This is a genomic window from Bosea vaviloviae, assembly GCF_001741865.1.
Taxonomy (GTDB): Bacteria; Pseudomonadota; Alphaproteobacteria; order Rhizobiales; family Beijerinckiaceae; genus Allobosea; species Allobosea vaviloviae.
This window is the reverse complement of record NZ_CP017148.1, coordinates 205,163-226,805: the sequence shown is the minus strand read 5'-3', so window position 1 is coordinate 226,805 and position 21,643 is coordinate 205,163. Positions and strand designations below refer to the sequence as shown.

20 protein-coding genes and 3 pseudogenes are annotated in these 21,643 nt (G+C 67.1%); 11 read left to right on the top strand and 12 right to left on the bottom strand.

Annotated elements, in window-relative coordinates:
- Positions 1–62: 62 nt before the first annotated feature.
- Both BHK69_RS30655 and BHK69_RS30650 read right to left on the bottom strand, forming a co-directional pair.
- Positions 63–569, bottom strand: a pseudogene (locus BHK69_RS30655) (nucleotidyl transferase AbiEii/AbiGii toxin family protein); the annotation flags it as partial.
- A gap of 204 nt (positions 570–773) precedes the next feature.
- A complete protein-coding gene (locus BHK69_RS30650; protein WP_069694251.1) occupies positions 774–1,814 on the bottom strand; it encodes a LacI family DNA-binding transcriptional regulator in 1,041 nt (346 codons plus the stop codon).
- 161 nt (positions 1,815–1,975) lie between these two features.
- Between BHK69_RS30650 and BHK69_RS30645 the strand changes: the two genes are divergently transcribed.
- The 7 genes from BHK69_RS30645 to BHK69_RS30615 all read left to right on the top strand — a co-directional run bounded on the left by BHK69_RS30645 (position 1,976) and on the right by BHK69_RS30615 (position 8,437).
- Complete coding sequence (locus BHK69_RS30645) at positions 1,976–2,866, top strand: dioxygenase family protein (RefSeq protein WP_069694250.1); 891 nt, start codon at positions 1,976–1,978, stop codon at positions 2,864–2,866.
- 11 nt (positions 2,867–2,877) lie between these two features.
- Positions 2,878–3,624, top strand: coding sequence for an SDR family NAD(P)-dependent oxidoreductase (locus BHK69_RS30640; protein WP_069694249.1), 747 nt, complete (start codon positions 2,878–2,880; stop codon positions 3,622–3,624).
- A gap of 10 nt (positions 3,625–3,634) precedes the next feature.
- Entirely contained in the window at positions 3,635–4,537 is a 903-nt protein-coding gene (locus BHK69_RS30635; protein WP_425285585.1) for a beta-keto acid cleavage family enzyme, read from the top strand.
- Between the two features lie 40 nt (positions 4,538–4,577).
- A complete protein-coding gene (locus tag BHK69_RS30630; RefSeq protein WP_069694248.1) occupies positions 4,578–5,594 on the top strand; it encodes a quinone oxidoreductase family protein in 1,017 nt (338 codons plus the stop codon).
- Positions 5,595–5,599: 5 nt separating this feature from the next.
- Positions 5,600–5,950 (top strand): cupin domain-containing protein, encoded by a 351-nt coding sequence (locus tag BHK69_RS30625; RefSeq protein ID WP_069694247.1) that lies wholly within the window; start codon positions 5,600–5,602, stop codon positions 5,948–5,950.
- Between the two features lie 31 nt (positions 5,951–5,981).
- Entirely contained in the window at positions 5,982–6,938 is a 957-nt protein-coding gene (locus tag BHK69_RS30620; protein WP_069694246.1) for a Bug family tripartite tricarboxylate transporter substrate binding protein, read from the top strand.
- 77 nt (positions 6,939–7,015) lie between these two features.
- Positions 7,016–8,437: an amidohydrolase family protein gene (locus BHK69_RS30615; RefSeq protein WP_069694245.1), complete on the top strand. Its 1,422-nt coding sequence runs from the start codon at positions 7,016–7,018 to the stop codon at positions 8,435–8,437.
- Positions 8,438–8,507: 70 nt separating this feature from the next.
- On the opposite strand, the pseudogene BHK69_RS33355 reads toward BHK69_RS30615, so the two are convergent.
- From BHK69_RS33355 to BHK69_RS30580, 7 genes and pseudogenes are all read right to left on the bottom strand, one after another.
- Positions 8,508–8,642 (bottom strand): annotated as a pseudogene (locus tag BHK69_RS33355) (hypothetical protein); the annotation flags it as partial.
- A gap of 369 nt (positions 8,643–9,011) precedes the next feature.
- A complete protein-coding gene (locus BHK69_RS30605) occupies positions 9,012–10,424 on the bottom strand; it encodes an ABC transporter ATP-binding protein (RefSeq protein ID WP_069694243.1) in 1,413 nt (470 codons plus the stop codon).
- Complete coding sequence (locus BHK69_RS30600; RefSeq protein ID WP_069694242.1) at positions 10,421–11,248, bottom strand: ABC transporter permease; 828 nt, start codon at positions 11,246–11,248, stop codon at positions 10,421–10,423. The genes BHK69_RS30605 and BHK69_RS30600 overlap by 4 nt, the downstream gene beginning before the upstream one ends.
- The gene (locus tag BHK69_RS30595; RefSeq protein ID WP_069694356.1) at positions 11,245–12,180 is read right to left on the bottom strand and encodes an ABC transporter permease; all 936 of its coding nucleotides are present in this window, start codon (positions 12,178–12,180) and stop codon (positions 11,245–11,247) included. Before BHK69_RS30595 ends, BHK69_RS30600 begins: the two co-directional genes overlap by 4 nt.
- Before the next feature lie 2 nt (positions 12,181–12,182).
- The gene (locus BHK69_RS30590) at positions 12,183–13,694 is read right to left on the bottom strand and encodes an ABC transporter substrate-binding protein (protein WP_069694241.1); all 1,512 of its coding nucleotides are present in this window, start codon (positions 13,692–13,694) and stop codon (positions 12,183–12,185) included.
- 221 nt (positions 13,695–13,915) lie between these two features.
- The gene (locus BHK69_RS30585; protein ID WP_069694240.1) at positions 13,916–14,197 is read right to left on the bottom strand and encodes a hypothetical protein; all 282 of its coding nucleotides are present in this window, start codon (positions 14,195–14,197) and stop codon (positions 13,916–13,918) included.
- Positions 14,198–14,244: 47 nt separating this feature from the next.
- The gene (locus BHK69_RS30580; RefSeq protein WP_069694239.1) at positions 14,245–15,336 is read right to left on the bottom strand and encodes a CobW family GTP-binding protein; all 1,092 of its coding nucleotides are present in this window, start codon (positions 15,334–15,336) and stop codon (positions 14,245–14,247) included.
- A 133-nt stretch (positions 15,337–15,469) separates the two neighbouring features.
- On the opposite strand from BHK69_RS30580, the gene BHK69_RS30575 reads away from it, so the two are divergent.
- Positions 15,470–16,828 (top strand): YncE family protein, encoded by a 1,359-nt coding sequence (locus BHK69_RS30575; protein WP_158516311.1) that lies wholly within the window; start codon positions 15,470–15,472, stop codon positions 16,826–16,828.
- Positions 16,829–16,883: 55 nt separating this feature from the next.
- Here the strand turns inward: BHK69_RS30575 and BHK69_RS30570 are convergent, their stop codons facing one another.
- The 3 genes from BHK69_RS30570 to BHK69_RS30560 are packed head-to-tail and all read right to left on the bottom strand — an operon-like array spanning position 16,884 to position 18,846.
- On the bottom strand, positions 16,884–17,819 hold the full coding sequence (locus BHK69_RS30570; protein WP_069694237.1) for a metal ABC transporter substrate-binding protein: 936 nt from the start codon (positions 17,817–17,819) through the stop codon (positions 16,884–16,886).
- Between the two features lie 17 nt (positions 17,820–17,836).
- Positions 17,837–18,331 (bottom strand): phosphoribosyl-AMP cyclohydrolase, encoded by a 495-nt coding sequence (gene hisI / locus BHK69_RS30565; RefSeq protein ID WP_069694236.1) that lies wholly within the window; start codon positions 18,329–18,331, stop codon positions 17,837–17,839.
- Positions 18,332–18,333: 2 nt separating this feature from the next.
- On the bottom strand, positions 18,334–18,846 hold the full coding sequence (locus BHK69_RS30560) for a Fur family transcriptional regulator (RefSeq protein WP_342029757.1): 513 nt from the start codon (positions 18,844–18,846) through the stop codon (positions 18,334–18,336).
- Between the two features lie 87 nt (positions 18,847–18,933).
- Between BHK69_RS30560 and BHK69_RS30555 the strand changes: the two genes are divergently transcribed.
- The 3 genes and pseudogenes from BHK69_RS30555 to BHK69_RS33675 all read left to right on the top strand — a co-directional run bounded on the left by BHK69_RS30555 (position 18,934) and on the right by BHK69_RS33675 (position 21,572).
- Positions 18,934–20,163: a GTP-binding protein gene (locus BHK69_RS30555; RefSeq protein WP_069694235.1), complete on the top strand. Its 1,230-nt coding sequence runs from the start codon at positions 18,934–18,936 to the stop codon at positions 20,161–20,163.
- A 169-nt stretch (positions 20,164–20,332) separates the two neighbouring features.
- Positions 20,333–21,052, top strand: a complete 720-nt coding sequence (chrA, locus tag BHK69_RS33680; protein ID WP_425285584.1) for a chromate efflux transporter — start codon at positions 20,333–20,335, stop codon at positions 21,050–21,052.
- Positions 21,049–21,572, top strand: a pseudogene (locus BHK69_RS33675) (chromate transporter). The gene chrA and the pseudogene BHK69_RS33675 overlap by 4 nt, the downstream one beginning before the upstream one ends.
- Positions 21,573–21,643: the final 71 nt, after the last annotated feature.

The window sequence follows — 21,643 nt, the reverse complement described above, 5'->3', positions numbered from 1 at the left end:
GGAGCCGGATGTCGCGGAGGGCGGGATGTCACTCATGGCCGTCGATGATCCAGATCCGGTGTCTATGACAATATTCCCGCTATCGCCTGGCGTTGCTCGGCGTGCTTCACGGGGTTCTGCTCCTTCAGCTTCGTGAGGTTGAGCAGCTTCCAGCGAACCGCCGGCAGATTTGCCGCTTGCGGCAATCCGATCACCTCGAAGTCCGGTTCAGCATCATGCAGCGAAAGCAGGAACCGCATCGCCCTTTCGTCGAGCCGTGCGAGCAGGTCTTTGGTCAGCCGCGCTCGCGCGTCCTTCAACTCGCTCAGGCTCACAGGGCTGACCGTCATACCCTCGAACTCTTTGGCAAAGGCGTCGTCGATATCGGAAAGGGACGGCTTGATAAGCTCGTGTGGCGGTCGGCCAGAACTTGCAACATAGATCAGGAAGGTCCGAAATAGCGCGTCGGTCAGCCCCTCATTCTCATAGAGAAGCTTCACATCGAACAGATCGCGCGGGTGCTGGCGATCGACCGCCGCATGGAGCTTGCCGCCGAACAGATCCTCGAAGGCGACGACCTGCAGCTCGGCAACCGCGTCGGTGACTGTGATTCAGCATCAAAGCGTGACCCCACTTCAGATGGGATCTAAACCATTAAATTTAAAAGGTTATCTTCATTCATAGAGGGATCGAGGTCGGCGCCGGTCGTGCCCCCTCTACCAGCGCAATATGCCATTCAAGTCATTGGGTAAAAGGCAGAATTCTTACGGTCAATCTTCGGCGCTTATTCACACCTAACCGAACTGGGGCGTCAGCGGGGTTGGCGGCGCAGTCGAGCCGCGCGCGACCAACTCTGGCTGGGTGACGATCTGCGTGATCGTTTCGCGGGCGCCGGTGATGATGTCGAGCAGCAGCTGGCCTGTTCGTTCGCCCATCTCGCGATGGCTGATGCGGATCGTCGAGAGCGGAGGGCTCACCATGTCGACGAGCGGCATGTCGTTGTGACCGATCACGGAGACATCGTCCGGACAGCGCCGGCCCTGTTCGCGCAAACCCTCGTAGACACCTAGCGCCAGCAGGTCGTTGGCGGCAATGACGGCCGTGGCGTCCGGACGTCGTTTCAGGAGCTCGCGTGCAGCCGGCAGTCCGGCTTCACGAGTGAAGGCGGCCGCTTCCATAACGGCGTCGCCGCCAACCGCCAGACCGGCAGCCGCCATTGCCTCGATGAAGCCGCGTCTGCGCAGCGAGCCGGTCGAGAGCGATTGCGGGCCGGCGACATGGACGATGGCGCGATGGCCGAGCCCGACCAGATGCTCGACGGCGAGCCGCATGCCGGCAATGTCGTCGGAAACCACGGAGGGTACGCGCGCGGTCGTCTCGGCGCGGTTGACCAGCACCACCGGCACCTGCCAGCGCAGGCAGCGCTCGACCGCATCGTCCCTCAGCGAAACATTGGCGAGGACGAGGCCGTCGACGCGGCGGGCCACCAGCATCTGCAGGATGTCGGGCTGAGCGGTCCGATCCGGGGGCTGGTCGACGACGATGAGCGCGTAGCCACGCGCGGCGAGCGCCCGTTCGAGTCCGCTGATGATCGGCGAAAATACCGGATTCGCGATGTCCGGGACGATGATGCCAATGAGATGGGAGCGGCCGCTACGCAGGCTGGCCGCCGCCGCATCGGGCCGGTATCCGAGCCGTTCCGCGGCCTCGAGCACGCGCTCGACGATCGATGGGCCGAGCCGGTCGCGCTGAGACGGATCGAGCGCGCGCGAGACCGTCGAGGGGTGAACACCGACCTCGCGCGCCACATCCTTGATCGTCGTGAACCCTGCCATGACCCCTTGTAGCGGCGGCGCTTGACGGCGGCAATCACGTGGAATAAGCATGCGCAATCGATTGTGCAAACGATTGCGCATGCACGGCCTACACATTGCGACGGCTAACCCTCGGCGGCAGGCCAGGGCAGGGGTTCGTTTCGACCTGGAGCGGAGGTTAGATGATCATCGAGCGTCAGGAGGATGTGACCGAAGCCGTGCTCACCGCCATGCGCGGAGCCGAAAACGCACGCCTGCGGACCGTCATGGCCGCCTTCGTTCGCCACTTGCACGCCTTCGCGCGTGAGGTTCGGCTGACCGAGCCTGAGTTCGAATACGCGATCGACGTGCTCAACCGCATTGGGCAGGCCACGAATGACAGCCACAATGAGGGCGTTCTGTTTTCGGACGCGCTCGGCCTTTCGACGCTGGTTTGCCTGCTGAACAACGGGCGGAGCGGCGCGACCGAGACGGCCGCCGCCCTGCTAGGCCCGTTCTGGCGGGCGAATGCGCCGCTGACCGAGAATGGCGGCTCGATCGTGCGTTCGCCGACGCCTGGGCCGCCGCTCTTCGTCGATTGCCGGATCTGTGATGCGCATGGCCTGCCGCTCGCAGGCGTGCGCGTCGATGTCTGGCAGGCCTCGCCCGCCGGCATGTACGAAAACCAGGACGAGACCCAGGCCGACATGAACCTGCGTGGCGTCTTCGAGACCGACGCGGAGGGGCGCTTCGCCTTCCGCTCGGTCAAGCCCGCCGGCTATCCCGTGCCGACGCATGGGCCGACCGGCGAGATGCTGGCGGCGCAGAAGCGCCATCCCTATCGCCCGGCCCATCTGCATGTGCTGGCCTTCAAGACTGGCTTCAAGACGCTGATCACCCAGGTCTTCGTCGACGATGACGAGCATCTCGAAAGCGATGTCGTCTTCGGCGTGACGCGGGCGCTGATCGGCGATTTCCGCAAAGGCGAGGGTCCGGCGCCGGCTGCCGATGTCGCGGGCGAGTGGTTCAGCCTCGCCTACACCTTCGTGATGGAGCCGGGCGAAGCCGTGCTCCCGCAACCCCCGATCAAGTGAGTCACCACCTGATGACGCAAATTCTCTCCGGCAAGGTCGCGGTGGTCATCGGCGGATCGGGCGGAATCGGCGCGGCGGCGGCAGCGGCGCTCGCGGCCGAGGGTGCGACGTTGGTCGTGACCTGGCGCTCCGACGAGGCGGTGGCGCAGGCGGTCGTCGCCGGCCTGCCCGGCATCGGCCACAAGGCGCGACAATCCACTGTCGAGGACAGCGCGACGCTGGTCGCGCTCGCCGCTGATGTCGAGGCGACGATCGGGCGCTGCGACATTCTCGTCAACAGCGCCGGCTATACGAAGCCGGTCCCGATCGCCGATCTCGATGCGCTGACCGACGATTTCATCGACGACATGTTCAGGGTGAACTGGCGCGGTCAGTTCGCGGCGATCCGTGCCTTCGCGCCGCTGCTGAAGGCATCCGGCGACGGGCTCGTGGTCAACGTCTCCTCGATCGCGGGGCTGAACGGCGTCGGCTCCAACCTCGCCTATGCCGCGATCAAGGCCGGCATCGACACCATGACGAAGTCGCTGGCGCGGGCACTGGCGCCGGCGATCCGGGTGATGTCGGTTTCGCCCGGCGTCGTCGCGACCGATTTCGTGCCGGGCCGCGACGTGGCCGCCCTCGATAAGGTCGCCGCGACGATACCGCTGCGGCGCGTCGCGACGGCCGAAGACGTCGCCCGCGCCATCGCGGCCTGCGCGACGCATTTGACCTATTCGACCGGGTCGATCCTGATCGTCGACGGCGGCAGGGCCTTGTGAGGCGATGACGATGCGCGCCATGCTCGACAGGGTGGTCATCACCTGCGCGGTCACCGGCAACCTGACGCGTCCGGATCAGACCCCGCATCTGCCGATCACGCCCGACGAGATCGCCGACGCCTGCCTGGGCGCGGCGGAGGCCGGCGCGGCGGTCGCCCACATCCACGTCCGCGAGCCCGGCTCCGGCGCGCCGTCGATGAAACTGGAATACTATCAGGACGTCGTCGCACGCATCCGAGCGCGCAACCGTGCGCTGATCCTGAACATCACCACCGGGCCGGGCGGGCGCTTCGTGCCGTCGCAGGACGATCCAAAGATTGCCGCCGCCGGCACCACGCTGATGAATCCGGAGCAGCGCGTCGCCCATATCGCGGCGCTGAGGCCCGATATCTGCACGCTCGACCTCAACACGATGAACTCGGGCGGGCAGGTCGTCATCAACACGCCCGGCAATGTCCGGCGGATGGCCAAGGTCATCCGCGAGGCCGGCGTGAAACCCGAGATCGAACTGTTCGACTCCGGCGACATCGCCCTGCTGCATGATCTGCTTGCCGACGGCACCCTGACGGGGCCGGCGCTCACCTCCTTCGTGATGGGCGTGAAATACGGCTTCCAGCCCTCGCCCGAGACCGTGCTCTACGCGCGCGGCCTGCTGCCGGCCGGCGCCCATTTCACCGCGATCGGCATCGGCCGTTCGACCTTCCCGATGGTCGCCCAGTCCGTGCTGGCCGGTGGTCATGCCCGTACCGGGCTCGAGGACGCGGTCTATATCGACCGCGGCACGCTTGCGCCTTCCAACGCGGCGATGGTCGAAAAGGCGCGGCTGATCATCGAGCAACTCGGCGTCCAGATCGCGACGCCTGCACAGGCGCGGGCGCTCTTCGAGCTTCCATCGGCCGGGTCCGAGCCATGACGGATGCCCGAATGACACGCGGGCAAGCGAGAGATCGGGAATGAACGCACCGGCGAAGATGAGCTCCGTCATGGCGGCGGCGGTCAGACTGTCGGCCAAGGCCGACGCAATCGAGGCGGTCGCGCCTGTGATCGAGCGGCGCGCGCTGGCTCTTGCGGATGCCGGCGACGCGATCGTCGAGGTCAGAGCGGCGGCGGTGAACCCGTCCGACGCCAAGGCCGCGATCGGGATGATGCCCTATGCCGTCTTCCCGCGCACACCGGGGCGCGATTTCGCGGGCATCGTCGTTGACGGGCCCGCCGCTCTGATCGGCAAGGAGGTGTTCGGTTCCTCCGGCGATCTCGGCATCCGGCGCGACGGCACCCACGCCTCCCATCTGGTGGTCGAGGCCGCCGCACTGATCGAGAAGCCCGCCGGCCTCACCCTCGCCGAGGCGGCCGGGATCGGTGTTCCCTTCGTCACGGCGCAGGAGGGCTTTCGCCGGAGCGGAATGCCGAAGCCCGGCGAGACGGTCCTGATCCTCGGATTGAACGGCAAGGTCGGACAGGCGGCGGCGCAGATCGCCTCCTGGCAGGGCGCGCGCGTCATCGGCGTGGTCCGCAAGGATGAACCCTATGTCGGCCACGCCCAAGGCGCGGTCACGGTGATCAATTCATGTCGGCAGGACGTCGCCGGGACGGTGCGTGAACTCACCGGCGGCAAGGGCGCCGACATCGTCTACAACACGGTCGGCGAGCCCTATTACGAAGCCGGCACGAATGCGCTCGCGACCCTCGGCCGGCAGATTTTCATCGCTGCCTTGAAGCAGACGGTCCCGTTCGACATCTTCGCCTTCTATCGCGGCCGGCATACCTATGTCGGCGTCGACACGCTCTCTTTGTCCTCGCTCGCCACGGCCGACATCCTGCGCGATCTCGTCCCGGGCTTCGGCAGCGGCGCGCTGCGGCCGTTCCCGATCCTTCCCGGCGCGACCTATCCGCTCGAGCGCGCTCGCGACGCCTATATCGCCGTACTCGGCTCCTCGCGCGATCGCCTCGTCCTCCTGCCGAACGGATAATCGCCATGCACGTCATGCGACTGAACCACGCTCCGCGCTACGAAGCCCCCGGCCACAGCGACATGCGGATGTTCCGGCTGCAGGGGCGCGAGGCCGGGCCCGCCGACGTGATGTGGCTGGGAATGAGCCAGATCCTGCCGGGCGGCGGCATCGCCCCTTCGGCCTCGCCGGAGGAGAAATTCTACCTCGTGCTCGAGGGCGAAGTGACCTTCGAGACGCCGGACGGTGTCGTCATGCTCGGGGTCTGGGATTCCTGCCGCATCGCCCCCAACGAAACGCGCGCCTTGCGCAACGAGGCCAATCGTCCGGCCACGGTTCTGCTTGCCATGCCGCTGCCCAACACCGCCAGAGGCTGAAGGCCCGGCTTGTCCACAGGGAGGAACGTCGATGGATCGCCGTCAGTTCATCATCCGAGCCGGCCTTGCTGCCGGTACGGCGCTTGGCGCCCGCAGCGCCCTCGCCCAGAGCTATCCCCACCAACTCGTGCGGCTCGTGGTGCCATTCTCAGCCGGCAGCATGACCGACATTCTCGCGCGCGCGGTCGCCGAGAGGCTTTCGCCGAAATGGAAGCAACAGGTGATCGTCGAGAACAGGCCTGGAATCGCTGGGACCAGCAGCGTCTCGCGCGGCCCGGCCGATGGTTCGCAACTCCTGCTGACTTCGAACGGTCATAGCGTCATCGGCGTCGTCAACAAGAATATCGGCTTCGATCCGGTCAAGGATTTCGCCGGGATCGGCCGGGTCGCGACCACGCCCTTGCTCCTGATCGTGCCGCCCAATGCACCCTTCAGGACATTGGCCGAGTTCATCGCGACCGCCAGGGCAAAGCCCGGCGATCTGAGCTACGGCTCGGCCGGCCTCGGAAGTACGACGGGAATCGCCGCCGAACTGTTCAAGCAACTGACCAACACGCAGATGGTGCTGGTGCCGCATCGCGGCCAGCCGGAATCCCAGATCAGCGTGATGCGTGGCGATACCGCCATGGCCTTCACCTTCTTCACTGTCGGCGGCGACCTGATCCAGTCCGGCCAGCTGCGCGCGCTGGCCGTCACAGGGGGCTCGCGCCTCCCGCAGCTCCCGGATGTGCCGACCTTCGCGGAGGCAGGGCTGCCGAGCTTCGTCTACGATAGCTGGTTTGGACTGCTCGCACCCGCGGCCTTGTCGCGCCCAATCATCGGCCAGATCGGCAGGGACGTCACCGAGGTCATGGCCGATCCCGCAACCGTCGGGCGCTTCGCGGCGCTCGGCGTCGAGATCACGACCTCGACGCCCGACGCCTTCGATGCGGAACTGCGCGGCGATGCCGAGCGCTACGGCAAGCTCGTCGCGCCGGCCGGCGGCTGAGCCGAACCTTCGCGGACCTTGCGCCGGGGAGCGCCAGGTGGGGCCAAACCGAAGCGAGTATCGAGGGGAGACACGCCGTGAGCCAACCAGTACCTGACCGCCGCGACCTGCTGCTGGGCGGCGCCGCCGCGCTCGCCATGGCCGCCGCTCCGATGCCCGAGGTTTACGCACAGGCGCGCAGCGACCGGGCGCTGCTGTTTCGTAACGCCACGCTCGTCACCATGGAGGCCGAGGATGGCGGCGTCCGCGCAGGCGATCTGATGGTGCGCGAGGGACGGATAGCCGCGATCGGCGAACGGCTGGAGGCGGGCGACGCCGAGGTCGTCGAGGCGCAGGGTAACATCCTGATCCCCGGCCTGATCAACAGCCACATCCATCTCGGGCAGGCGATCATTCGTGGCCTGTCCGCGGACCATACGCTCGGCCAGTACTTCCAGGTCGTGGTCGGCCGCTACAGCCCGAAGCTGAGCGCGCAGGACCTCGCCGCCAGCGACTATGCCGGCGCGCTCGAACAGCTCGAGGCTGGCGTCACCACGATCTTCGACTGGAGCCGCGAAGTGCTGACGCCGGCCCATGCGGACGCGGCCATCGACGCCATGCGCCGCGCGGGCATCCGCGCCTTTTTGGGCTACGCGATCCCCGGCGCGGCGCAGGGCGGCGAGGCGGTAAAGGCCGACATCCGCCGCGTGCTGGCGGGTCCGCTCGCCAGCCGCGAGGGGCGCGTACGTCTGGCACTCGGCATTCGCGGCCCCGACACGTCATCGCCCGAGGAGACGCTTGCCGACTTCACACTCGCGCGCGAACTCGACCTGCTGCACCAGTTCCATATCGGCGCCTGGCTGTACCAGGGCCGGCGGCCGCGCGCCGTGGCGCAGCTCGCCGCCGACAGGCTGCTGAGTGCAAAGTCGATCCTCGTCCATGCCAATGATCTCGACGAAGACGAATATCGCATCGCGACCGAAGCGGGCGCAAAATTTGTGGTCACGCCCGAGGTCGAGATGCTGATGGGCCATGGCCAGCCCGCCACGGGCCGCGTGCTCCGCAATGGCGGTCGGCCGGGGCTGGGCGTGGACGTCGTCACCGGCATCGGTGGCGACATGTTCACCCAGATGCGTACCGCGCTTGCCGCTCAGCGTCTGGCCGACAATCTCGCCGCACAGCAGAAGAAGGAGCCGCTCAAGACCGTGACGCTGACGACGCGGCAGGTCCTTGCGGCCGCCACCATCGATGGGGCGCGGCTGCTCGGCATCGACGCCGAAGTCGGCTCGCTCGCCGTCGGAAAGCGCGCCGACATCGTCATGCTAAAAGGGCGCGGGCTCGCGACCACGCCGCTACACGATCCGATCGCAGCCGTGGTGATGCAGGCGCATATCGGCATGGTCGACACGGTGCTGGTCGATGGCGAGCCGATCAAGCGCGATGGTGCCTTCGTCGGCCGCGACATCACCAAGGCGACCAGCGACCTCCAGCGCCAGGCCAGCGCGCTGATGACACGCTGAAAGGGCACGCCTATGCCACCAACTGTCTGGTCGGCTTTGGATAATGCCGGATCTGTGGCGGCAAGACTGGGATCGTTCCCAGATCGAGCTCGTCGACGAAGACATCCACCACCCGAACCGGATTAACTTCGCTGACGTAATCCTCAAGACAGTCGGGCAGGAGCTGCTTCTGCTGCCGGTTCTCGCCTTCGATGTAGCGCGCCATGCAAGTCCTCGGATCACCCACGGCATCATCCGGATTTCGCACTTCTTCTTCGCGTTTGGCCATCCGACATCGACCATCAAGGCGAAGTCGGGGTCATAGTCGCGGCAGGGCGCCCCGTTCGCAGAGCGCGTGTGCCATTTCTTGATGATTGATGATTGAGCCACATGAACTGGCTCACGCGGTTTCCGCCGCCGCCATGCGAGCCTCATCGACCGCTCACCACCCAAGCTCGGTCAGGCCGGAGATCTTTGGAACCAGTAGGCGTTCTGGATTTGTCGCTATTTTAACGAAGGCTATAAGCTATTCGCCTTCTGATCGCTCTTGGACACAATCGGCCGGAGCGAGGTCTGGAATCTCGACCGCCTAGCCTTACGGGCCCGCCATCCACATGATCCGCGACGCGACACGTTCGGCGAGCGCCGCCTCATGAGTCATCATCAGCAGGCCAAGCCCCCGCTCCTTTACGGCTTCGATCAGGATCGCGAACACGTCCTTTTGGCTGACCGGGTCGAGCCGCGAGGTCGCTTCGTCCGCGAAGAGGAAGACGGGGTCGAGCAGCAACGCCCGCAGGATGGCGAAGCGCTGCAACTCGCCGCCGGAGACTTCGCCAGGACGGCGGTCGAGCAGTTCGCGGCCAAGGCTGAAGCGCTCCATGGCGGCCTCGACCTGCGGCCAAGCCAGCCCATGCAGCTTCAGCAGATCGCCGAGCGCGCGGCGCAGCGTCTGGTGCGGCGCGAAGGCGGCCGGCGGATCCTGATAGAGCTTCTGGAAGCGAACTGGCGCGACGCCCGCCGCGCGCTCGACGCGGCCACTGTTCGGCGCGGCGAGGCCGAGCAGGATGTTGCCGATCGTGGTCTTGCCGCAGCCGCTCGGCCCGACAATGACGACGATCTCACCGCGGCGGATCGTGATGTCGAGATCGGTGAACAGAGGCTCTGCGCCGAAGCGCTTCGACAGCCCGGTGGCCACGACCACCGTCTCGCTGGCAGGCGACAGCGAGAGCGCGGGCCAGCGGCCGGGATCGGCCTCGACGAGTTCACGGGTATAGGCGTGGCGCGGTTGGCTCAGAACCTTGGCTGCGGGCCCGAACTCGACGAGACGGCCGTCGAGCATCACCCCGATCATGCCGCCGAGCGCAGCGGCGACCGCGATGTCATGGGTGATGGTGAGCAGGAGTCTGCCCTCGTCGATCTCCCGGCGCAGTCGCTCGACGACGCCGTCGCGCAAGGCGGCGTCCAGACCCTTGGTCGGCTCGTCGGCGATCAGCAGGGAGGCTCCCGCCGCATGCGTGACGGCGATTGCGGCTCGCTGGCACATCCCGCCGGAGAGCTCATGCGGATAGGCGCGGTACCGGCCGCCGAGCCCGACCTCGGCGAGGTCGCAGCCGGCGCGGGCGCGCGCCTCGGCGGGGCCGAAGCTGTGCAGATGGCGATGGACCTCGCCGATTTGCGCGCCGACGCGCATCGTCGGATCAAGCGCGAGCCAGGGCTCCTGCGGCAGGATTGCGATCGTCCTGCCCCAGCGGGCGCGGATCTCGGCCGGGCTGGCGGCGAGCAGATCGCTTCCGTCCAGGCTGACGTCGCCGCTTGCGGAAAGCCCGGCCGGCAGGCTCCCCATGATCGCATGCGCCACGAGCGACTTGCCCGAACCGCTGGCGCCGAGCAGCGTCATGGGCATGCCCTGCGTCAGGGTGAAGGCGACGTCGCGGACGATCGGCCTCTCGCCGGCGCGGACCTGGAGCCCGGAGACCGCCAGTGTCTGGAAACGGACGGGGGCGTTCATCGGCTTTCGCTTCGGGTCGCGAGTTGCAGACCAAGCACCAGCAGGAAGATCAGGACGCCCGGCATCAGCACATGCAGCGGCGCCTCCGCGTAGTACGGAAGCAGTTCGACGATCATCGCGCCGAGTTCCGGCGTCGGCGGGCGCAAGCCGACGCTGATCGCGCTCAGCGTCGAGATGGCAATGATCGCGGTCGACATGGCGAAGGCCGCAAGCGTAGTCAGGATCGGCCGCAGCTCCGGCAGCACCAGGCTGCGCAGCAGATAGGGCGCGCGGAAGCCCAGCAGCCGGGCCGCCTCGATATGTGGCTGCTTGAGCACGGTCGCGGCCGTCGCCCGCGTCACCCGGTAGAACTCGATCCAGAGCGTCAGCGCCAGGCCGAGATAGAGCGGTCCGAAAGCGCCCGGCGAGAACGCCAGCAGGATCAGCACGAGCAGCAGCCCCGGCAGCGCCAGCAGGACGGTGGCGAAAAGTTCCAGCGCACGCTCGACGAGCCCGCCCCGCCAGGCCGCGAGCAGTCCGAGCAGGATGCCGGGAACGGCTGCGGTCGCAACCGTCAGGAGCGCGAGGCCGAAGGAGAGCCGTGCGCCGTACGCGAGACGCGCCAGCATGCTGCGGCCGTAGTGGTCGGCGCCAAGCAGGTAGTCGCTGCTCGGCGGCGCGAGGCTCGCGGCGAAATCCTGCTCGGTCGGATCGACGGAGACCAGCAGCGGGCCAAGCAGGGCAAACAGCGCCAGTAACGCCAGGAGACCGAGCCCGCACAGGCGCGCGGGCGTGAGATCGCGGTGGCTTGCGAGAGGTATGAGGGCGGCGTCGGCGATGCTCATGTGCGTCTCGGTCTCGGATCGAGCCAGTGGCAGGCCAGATCGACGGCGGCGGCGATGACGACGAATAGCAAGCCCATGGCGAGCGCCGTGCCCTGCACCATCGGCATGTCGCGCGCGATCACGGCATGGACCAGCGCGTGGCCAATGCCGGGAATGCCGAACAGCGTCTCGACGACGACGACGCCCTCGATCAGGTAGATCGCTTGCAGCGCGATATAGGAGACGACCGGTATCGCCGCGTTACGAAGGACGTGGCGGCGTACCACGACCGTTTCGGGCAAGCCCTTCAGCCGCGCGTAGGCGAGGTACGGTGTGCGTACCACCGCCTCGACGGAGTCGCGCGCCACGCGGCTGGACACGGCCGCGAGGCCGAGCGCCAGCGTCAGCGCCGGCAGCGCGAGCTCCCGCCAGGTGCCCCAACCTGCCGGCGGAAACATGCCGAGCGTCATCGCGAAGAGCAGGATCAACAGCAGCCCGAGCACGAAGGGCGGCAACGAGCGCAGGAGGATGGCCCCGCCCAGCGAAGCGCGATCGGCTACACCGCCATGCCGAAGGCCGGCGAGGAGCCCGATCGGGGGGCCGAGCAGGAGGGAAAGGGCGAGCGCCGAGCCGGAGAGCCAAAGCGTGGCGCCAAGCTGGATACCGAGTTCCTTGGTGATCGGCAGGCCCGTCACGACCGAACGCCCGAGGTCGAACCGAGCCAGTTGGCCAAGCGACGCGCCGAGTTGCACGAGCACGGGCCTGTCGAGACCGAGCTCGCGTCTGACGCCTTCGGCCGCCTCCGTGATATTCGCGTCCGGACCGTAGCGGCCCGCGGCGATGCGCATGGCCGGGTCCCCCGGTAGGAAACGGACCAGCACGAAACACAGGATGCCGACGACAATCACGACAAGCCCTGCCTGGAGCAGGCGGGCGAGAACGAGGCGGGCCACGATCACTCAGCCCAGCGGATCGAGGCCAGTCCGTAGTTGACCTCCAGCGGATCGACGCGGACCCCGGCGATCCGTTTGTTGGAGACGATCGCCAGTTCCGACCACGTCACCGGAATGCTCGGCAGCTCGGCCTGGAGTATCTGGACTGCCCGCCTTTGCATCGGTGCGCGCGCGGCCGGATCGCTTGTCGCGGCCATCCTCTCGACGAGGGTGTTGAGCTCCTCGCTGCCCCAGCCGGTCGCGCCCCAGTCGCTGCCGCCGGTCTTGTAGTCGTCGCGCAAGGTACCGATCGCGTCGGGAACGATGGAATACAGCCGCGAGACCAACCCCATCTCCAGCGTCCCATCCGCGTGACGCGCCGGGATCTCCGAGCTGTTGCCGACCGAGACCTTGGCGTCGATCCCGACCTGGCGCAGTTGCGCCTGGATCGCGGTCGCCATCGGCGGCAGTTCCGGCCAGCTCGCATACGTGAGCAGGGTGAAGGAGAAGGGCCTGCCCTCCATCTGCAGGATGCCATCGGCGCCTGGCTTCCAGCCGGCATCGGCGAGCAGGGCCTTCGCGGCGTTCAGGTCGCGCGTCAGGGGCGGCAGGTCCGGGACGTGCCAGCCCGCCAACGCCTTGGGAAACAGCTGCGTCGCGGCAAGATCGGGATTGCGCAGGATGACCTTGGAGATGCCTTCCCGGTCGAGCGCGTGGGCGATCGCGAGACGCACGCGCACGTCACCGAATAAGGGCGAGGCGGCGTTGACCTTGAGCAGTCGCGTGCGCGGAATTGTGGCGATGCGCACCTCGAGCTTCGGATTGCGCTTCAGCCGCTCGACAGAGACCGGCAGCATCGAGAAGACGAGGTCGGCCTCCCCGCTCTCGGCCATCAGCGCGCGCGTTTCGCCCTGGCCGACCGCCTGATAGTCGACCTCGGCGATGCCGGGTTTTTCGCCAGTCCAGTCCGGAGCGGCTTCGAGCTGCATGTTGAGCGGCGGCGTAAGGCTCTTCACGCGATAGGGACCGGAGGCGACGATGCGCTCGACGCGGCCCGATGGCCCGTAGGAGGACGGCGCGAGCACGATCGTCGTGAAGTTGACGAGATAGGCCGGTAGCGCTGCGAATGGCTTGGCCAGCCGGATTACGACATCGTTGCCGTCGGGCTCGATTGCCGACACCGGCGCCTGGCTGAAAACGCCGGTGGCGGCATGGACCTTGCGCAATCCGTCAGCGACGATCGTGGCGGTGACGGGGCTGCCGTCGTGGAAGCGGGCGCCCTCGCGCAGGCGGAAGCGCCAGCTCAACGCGTCCTCGCTCGCGGACCAGGACGAGGCGAGCCCGCCGATCAGCTTGCCGTCGGCATCCACCGACACCAGCGTCTCGGCGACCTGCATGCGGCTGAAGACATAGCCGGACTGGGCAGGATCGATGCCAGCGATCTCCCAGGGGCCGATCACCTTCAGTGGCTTGGCCTGAACGGTTCCGATCAGCGACAGCCCGACAAAGGCCGCCGCTACCCAGTTTCTCATCATGATCGCAAACGTCCTTGCAATGTTATACTATAACGGATGTACCGGCCTGCTGCGGACGATGCAAGGTGCGCTTGACGGGTTCTGCCCGGAATGGACGTTGGATCTGCTTGCGCGGCGCGCTAATCGGCTTTGTGCCTGTTTCAGCGGCGCCGATCTCCGCGCGGTCGTCTTTCGCAGGCTGGCCCAGTTGAACAGGCCGCTCCAATCCGGTCACAACCCATCTAGGGTCTGCTGGCCGCCTGCGCCATCAGCACGTCGGCACGGGTGATGCGGCGCATGGCCTTGGCGATGCGAAGTCGTCGCGGCGCGGCGCCTGCGTCGATCTGAATGATCGACTCGATCTCGCTGCAGTCGGGATCGCCGCAGGAGCCGCACTGCATCTGCATGATCGCGATCTGGCAGCCCTGATCGAGATGGAGCGCGGCGCGCACGAGGTCAGTCAGCGCCTTGCTCGGATCGAGCACGGCGCCGTCTCTGCTTCTGCGACAGACGAAACTGGCCATCGACGCCGACCTCCACGCAACTCAAAGCGCTGACCTGTCGCGCCCGATCAGGCCGCGACGCAAGCCTCGAACTCGGTCTTGAGCCTCGCCTCATCGAGATGGCGCCCGATGAAGACCAGCCGCGACTCGCGCTTTTCGCCATCCGCCCAGGGCCGCTGCGGCTTGCCGTCGATCAGCATGTGGACGCCCTGGACGACGAACCGGTCCGCCTCGCCCCGGAAGCTCAGGATGCCCTTGGACCGCAGCAGGTTGGGTCCGTCGACCTGCGTCAGATTCTGGAACCACATCATGAACTTGTCCGGGTCGAGATCGCGCTCGGAGACGAGCGAGACCGACTGCATGTCCTCGTCGTGATAGTGCTTTGCTCCGCCATGGCCGTGCGCCTTGAGCCCGTGATTTTGGCCATACTCGCCCTCGGCGTGGTGATCGTGGTCGTCGTGATGATGCTCGTGCCCGTGATCATGCTCGTCGTCATGGTCATGATCGTCCTCCTCAAGAAAATGCGGCTCAAGCTTGAGGATGCGGTCGAGGTCGAAGGAGCCTCGGTTCATTAGGTCGGCGACCGGGACGCCCTGGCAATTCTGCGTCTTGTGGAGGGCGGCATAGGGGTTGATCGCGTGAATGCGTGCCTCGACCTCCCGGAGTTCCTCGCGCGAGACGAGATCGGTCTTGTTGAGCAGGATGACGTCGGCAAAGGCTATCTGGTTTTTGGCTTCGGGCGCGTCGCGCAGGCGGTCGAGCAGCCATTTGGCGTCGGCGACGGTGACGATGGCGTCGAGCGACGCGCTCTGGCCGACATCCTGATCGACGAAGAACGTCTGCGCGACGGGCGCAGGGTCGGCCAGGCCGGTGGTCTCGACGATGATCGCGTCGAACTTGCCCTTGCGCTTCATCAAACCGTCGAGGATGCGGATCAGGTCGCCGCGAACGGTGCAGCAGATGCAGCCATTGTTCATCTCGAAGACCTCCTCGTCGGCCCCGACGACGAGCTCGTTGTCGATGCCGATCTCGCCGAACTCGTTGACGATCACGGCATAGCGCTGGCCGTGGTTCTCCGTGAGGATCCGGTTGAGCAGCGTGGTCTTGCCGGCGCCGAGATAGCCGGTGAGCACCGTGACGGGGATCGTGTCGCGCGACATGAGGCAGCTCCTGAAGGGGCATTTTTGATCGGCCCATGCGGTCGGGCCGGAAAGCCGTTTGCAAAAAACCGCTGGACGTCAGAATGCAACATTATAACGTTGCGTACGTTCGACGCAATCGGAGAAGCCGACCATGAGACCGATAGACACCCCGATGACAAGCCGCCGCGCCGCGCTCGGCCTGTTCGCACTGGCGCTGGCAGGCGCGACCGCTCTGGGGTCTGGGCAGGCGCGAGCGCAGGTGAGCCCCGCGCCGGCGCAACTGATCGTCGGCGACGTCGCCGCAGCCAGCCTCTATGTCTTTGGCGCGCCAGAGTTCCAATTGCTGGCGAGTTTTGACGACATCGCGTTTGGCGCGCATGCCGGCGTCGTCGCGCTGCCGGATGGCCGCGTGCTGATCCCCGACGACCGCAACAAGCAGCTCGTCGTGCTGAAGCTCGGCACTGGCGCGCCGACGATCGAGAAGCGCGTGCCGATGCCGATCCCGCTGCCCTCGCGCTATGCCTGGGCTGCGGTCGACCCGAGCCAGAGCGTCTACGCCGCGACCAATCTCGACTCCGACGAATCGGTGAAGATCCTGACGCTGGTCGATCTCAAAACCTATGCGACAAAGCAGTTCCGCATCGATGTCGGCGCGGCCGATGCCGAGCTCAATTTCGCGCTCGGCGGCGATCCCGAGCCGGTCGTCATCCTGCATCTGGCGGAGAAGGCCGAGAGCTACAGGGTCGCCGATCTGATGGCGGCTGGCGCGAAGATCAACGGCATTCTCGACGGCACGATCAAGCCAGCGAGCACGCTGCCGCTCGGCAAGGGCGGCCACAGCGATTCCTTCTCGGCCGCCAGCAAACGCTGGACCGGCTCGACCCTGCGCGGCTTCGAGATCGCGACACTGAAGGACGCGGCGCTCACGGAACACAAGACGCTGTCCTGGGAGGCCGACGAGCGCGGCGGCGGCCGCAACGCGCGCCAGCGCCTGACCGCCGATGGCGGCCATGTTTTCGGCCCGCTCGCGGCGTCCGTGCCGCCGGCGCAATGGGCCGAGGCCGAAGTCGATCTGCACTGGGTCGATCTTGCCAAGCAGACCGCGCGCCGCATGCCGCTGGCCAAGGGCGCGGTCGGGCGCGGCGGCGTCTCCGAGAAGCTTGCCGTCTATGCGAGCATCCATTCCGATGGCGACCATGCCAATCTGGTCGATGTCGATCCGGCCTCCGCGAGCTTCCGGCAGGTCGTCGGGCGCGTGACGCTGCCCAAGCTCGTCAACGGGCCTGTGCCGGGCAAGCCGACGGCTGGCGCCGAGGGACGCCACAGCGCGATCACGCCCGATGGCCGCTTGGCCTTCGTCACGCAGGGCGGCGAGGGCAAGGTCGCGGTCATCGACACCGCTACCAAGGCTGTGGTCCGGACCATCGAGACGCCGACGCCGCTGAAGGGTGGCGCATATGTCGTCGGTGTGCAAATGGGCGCGGTTTCGGCTGATCTTTCGGCGCGGTGAGACGCCGAGCGGCGACGACCATAGGGGGCGCGCCGGGACGGTGCGCCCTTTCTCCTTACGGGCGCGGCGTCAACGCCTCGGTGATCGTCCTGGCGTTGTGGCGCATCATGTCGAGATAGGTCGCGGCCGGCCCCGATGCGTCCGAGAGCGCGTCGGAATAGAGCGTGCCGCCGATCTTTGCCCCGCTCTCCTCGGCGATCCGTCTGGCGAGGCGTGCATCGGAGATGTTCTCCAGGAACACGGCCGCGATCCTGTCCTTCCTCACCTGCTGGATGATGCGGCCGACATCGCGCGCCGAGGCCTGCGCCTCCGTCGATATGCCCTGCGGCGCGATGAAGGCGAGCCCGTAGGCGTCGCCAAAATAGCCGAAGGCGTCATGCGAGGTGATGATGCGCCGCCGCTCGGCCGGAATTTTTGCAAGCAGCGCCATGATCTCCTGCTCCAGCGCATCGAGCTTGGCGAGATAGGCGCTCGCATTGGCCTCGTAGCTATCATTGCCCGCTGGATCGGCCGCGATCAGCCCGGCGCGGATGTTGGCGATATAGACGCGGGCATTGACGACAGACTGCCAGGCATGGGGATCGGTCTCGCCGGCGTGAGAGTGGTCGCCATGATCATGGGCCGGCGAGTTCTCGTCGACGACGATCGTCTTCACGCCCCGGGCCGCCTCGACCACCGCGCCGTTCGTGGCCGAGGAGCGGATCAGCCGGGCAATCCAGCCCTCGAATTTCAGCCCGTTGGTGACGATCAGGCGCGCCTCCTTGACCTTGCGGGCATCGCTCGGCGAGGGCGAATAGACATGCGCGTCGCCATTGGGGCCGACCAGCGTCGACAGCGCGATGCGCTCTCCCCCGATGTTGGCGACGAGATCGCCGAGGATCGAGAAGCTCGCCACGACGGGGAGCCTGTCCTGGGCGCGAGCCAGTCGAGACAGTGCCGGTATCGAAAGCGCTAGCGGCGCTAGAGCGAGCACATGGCGGCGCGTGATCATCGCGATTTCCTGTTCATTCAAAGCTGCGTCGGATTGGGCAGGTCGCCATAGACCGCAACCGGATCGAAGATTTTTGCGTCCTCGGTGAAGCGCAGCCGCATCGGCCGCTCGCCCTCGCCGTGGGACGGATCGAGCACGAGCGCGCGGTAGAAGCAGGAGTGGTAGCCGACATGGCAGCTCGCGCCGCTGCCGGCGACGGTGACGCTGGCAATCAGCGCGTCCTGGTCGTCGTCGACGCGCAGCTCGACGAGGCGCTGGACAAGCCCGCTAGTCTGCCCCTTGCGCCAGAGCGCCTGCCGGCTGCGGCTCCAGTAATGCATCTCGCCGGTCGACAGGGTCAGCTCGAGCGCTTGCGCGTTCATCTGGCCGAGCATCAGCACGTCGCCGCCGCCGGCCTCCATCACAATGACCGAGATGAGGCCGGCCGTGTCGAACTTTGGCGCGAAGGCAAAACCTTCCTCGACCTGCTCGACGGTTTCGCGCGCGGCGAAGCGGCTTGCGGCAACGCGCATCGTCACGCGAGCGCCACGGCCGTTGTGGCCGTCTTCTGGCAATCGGCGCATTCGCCCTCGAGCTCGACGATGCGATGGCGCGGCCGGAAGCCGTTCGAAGCCGCCGTAACTTCGAGCGAGCGGTCGAGCGCCGGCGAGGTCGCCTCATCGACGCCGCCGCAACTGCGGCAGATCAGGAACACGACCGTCTCGTCGAGACCATGCGCATGCTCGCAGGCGACGTAGGCATTGCGGGTTGCGATCCGATGGACGAGCCCGATCTCGATCAGGAACTCGAGGCTGCGATAGACCGAGATCGGTGAGACGCGGCGCTGGCCCTGGCTCATCCGCTCGGCGAGGTCATAGGCGCCGAGCGGCGTTTGGCTTTGCGCCAGCGCCAGGACGGCGCTTCTGCGCAGCTCCGTCAATCTCAGGCCCCGCCCCGCGCACAGCGCCTCGGCGCGCGCGACGAACGCCGCCGCATCGTGACGGGCTGGGACGGGATGCGCCGATGCAGCGTCGATCGTGATCGTCACAGGCGGTTGCCTCCCGAGTCGGTTGACATCGATGCAATGTTATAATGTAACGAATTGAGATTGGCAAACAGACGAGCCGGAGCGCCCATGTCACCAGACGCGACCTATATCGACCGACGCCTTCCCGTGACCGTCCTGTCGGGTTTTCTCGGCGCCGGCAAGACGACGCTGCTCAACCACATCCTCAACAACCGCGAGGGCAAGCGCGTCGCCGTCATCGTCAACGACATGAGCGAGGTCAATATCGACGCCGACCTCGTGCGCGAGGGCGGGGCCGATCTGTCGAAGACCGAGGAACGGCTGGTCGAGATGAGCAATGGCTGCATCTGCTGCACGCTGCGCGACGATTTGCTCACCGAGGTTCGCCGCCTCGCGGCCGAGAAGAAGTTCGACTACCTCCTGATCGAGGGCACCGGCATCGCCGAGCCCTTGCCGATCGCCGCGACCTTCTCCTTCCGCGACGAGGACGACAATTCGCTCGACGACGTCGCCCGGCTCGACACGATGGTCACCGTCGTCGATGCGATCAACCTGCTGGCCGACTATGACAGCCGCGACTTCCTCAAGGATCGTGGCGAGACCGCCGGCGAGGGCGATGGGCGCACGCTCGTCGATCTCCTCGTCGAGCAGATTGAGTTCGCCGATGTCGTGGTGATCAACAAGGCCGGCGAGGTCTCCCCTGAGACGCTCGCCGAGGTCAGGCGCGTCGTGCGCGGCCTCAACGCCGACGCCCGCATCGTCGAGGCGGGCTTTGGCCGCGTGCCGCTCGACCAGGTCCTGAACACGCGGCTGTTCTCCGAGGAGAAATCGCAGGAACATCCGCTCTGGCACAAGGAACTCTTTGGCTTCCGCGACCATGTCCCTGAGACCGAGGAATACGGAATCCGCTCCTTCGTGTATCGCGCCCGCCGGCCGATGCACCCGCGCAAGTTCCTCGCCCTGTTGAACACGCGCCTGCCGGGCGTGATCCGGGCCAAGGGGCATTTCTGGCTGGCGACAAGGCCGAACTGGGTCGGCGAGTATTCGCTCGCCGGCCGGATCACCCGCACCGAGGGCATGGGGAGTTGGTGGGCGGCGGTGCCCAAGGAGCGCTGGCCGCGCTCGGAAGAGTTCGCCTCGCTGATGCGAAAACACTGGTCGCAGACCTGGGGCGACCGGCGGCAGGAACTCGTGTTCATCGGCGGCCCCGACATGGACGAGGCGACGATCCGGGCTTCTCTCGACGCCTGCCTCACGGGGAGCCCAGCGACGGGGATGTCGAAGTCGCTGCTCACGCTCGAGGATCCGTTTCCGGACTGGGATCGGCAGGCTGCGTGAGAAGGCGGCGGCCCAGCACCGGGCTGCGTCGGCAATGGCGGGCAATTGCCCTCTAGCCTGCTGCTTCAAGACCTTCGACGCCCGCGAGGCGCACATGCCTGCTTCATGGCGCTGTCACTCATGGCGGGTTACCAAGGTCGCCGCTGAAGGTAGGGGATGGGAAGCAGACATGACCGAAGCCGCACGGGCCGAGATCAATCCGACCGCGGCGGGCGAGCGCCGGATCGGTACGGCCGGCGAAGTCTTTTCGGCCTTTCTCAAGCTCGGGCTCACATCCTTCGGCGGCCCAATCGCTCATCTCGGCTATTTTCGCGACGAGTTCGTCGTGCGCCGGGGATGGCTGAGCGAGCCGGCCTATGCCGACCTCGTCGCGCTTTGCCAGTTCCTGCCGGGCCCGGCGTCGAGCCAGGTCGGCATGGCGATCGGCCTGTCGCGAGCCGGCTATCTTGGCGCGGCCGCCGCCTGGACTGCGTTCACCCTGCCGTCGGCGCTCGTGCTCGTCGCCTTCGCCTATGGCGTCACGGCGATGGGCGACCTGTCGGGCGCAGGCTGGCTGCACGGGCTCAAGGTCGCGGCGGTCGCGGTCGTGGCTGTTGCGATCCTGGGCATGGCGCGAAGCCTGACGCCGGACCGCGAGCGCGCCACCATCGCGGTCGTCGCCGCCGCGCTGGCGCTGGCGGTCCCGACCGCCTGGGGTCAGGTCGCGGTGATCCTGCTCGGCGCCGCCGCCGGGCTCGCGCTGCCGCGGCCCGCCGTACCCGAGGCTGCGACGGGGCTGCCGCTGACGGTCTCGCGCCGCGCAGCCCTGGCCGCTCTTGGGCTCTTTGCCGTCCTGCTCATCGGCCTGCCGGCGCTCGCGGCCGCCACCGGAGCCAGGCGATCGCCATGATCGACGCCTTCTACCGCTCGGGCTCGCTCGTCTTTGGTGGCGGGCATGTCGTCCTGCCGCTGCTGCAAGCCGAGGTGGTGCCACCCGGCTGGATCGGCAACGACGCCTTCTTGGCTGGCTACGGCGCGGCGCAAGCCGTACCGGGGCCGCTGTTCACTTTCGCCGCCTATCTCGGCGCGGTGATGGCCCCCAGCCGAACGGCTGGCTCGGTGGGCTCATCTGCCGCGTTGCTGTCTTCGCGCCGTCCTTCCTGCTCGTCGTCGGAGCACTGCCGTTCTGGGAGGCGCTGCGACGACGCCCGGCCGTCCAGGCCGCCCTGCGCGGCGTCAACGCCGCCGTGGTCGGTCTGCTCGGGGCGGCCTTCTACAACCCGGTCTGGACCGCGGGCATCCTCAGCGCCGCCGATTATGCGCTTGCGCTGGCAGCCTTCGTCTTGCTGTTCCTGTGGAAGGCGCCGCCTTGGCTCGTGGTCCTGCTCGCCGGCGTCGGCGGACAGGCGCCGGCGCTGATCATGCGCTGAGTGTTCAGTCGATTTACCGCGTCGCCAACTCCAAGGCTGGCTGCGAGATGTCTTTCTGCTTCGTCTCTTGA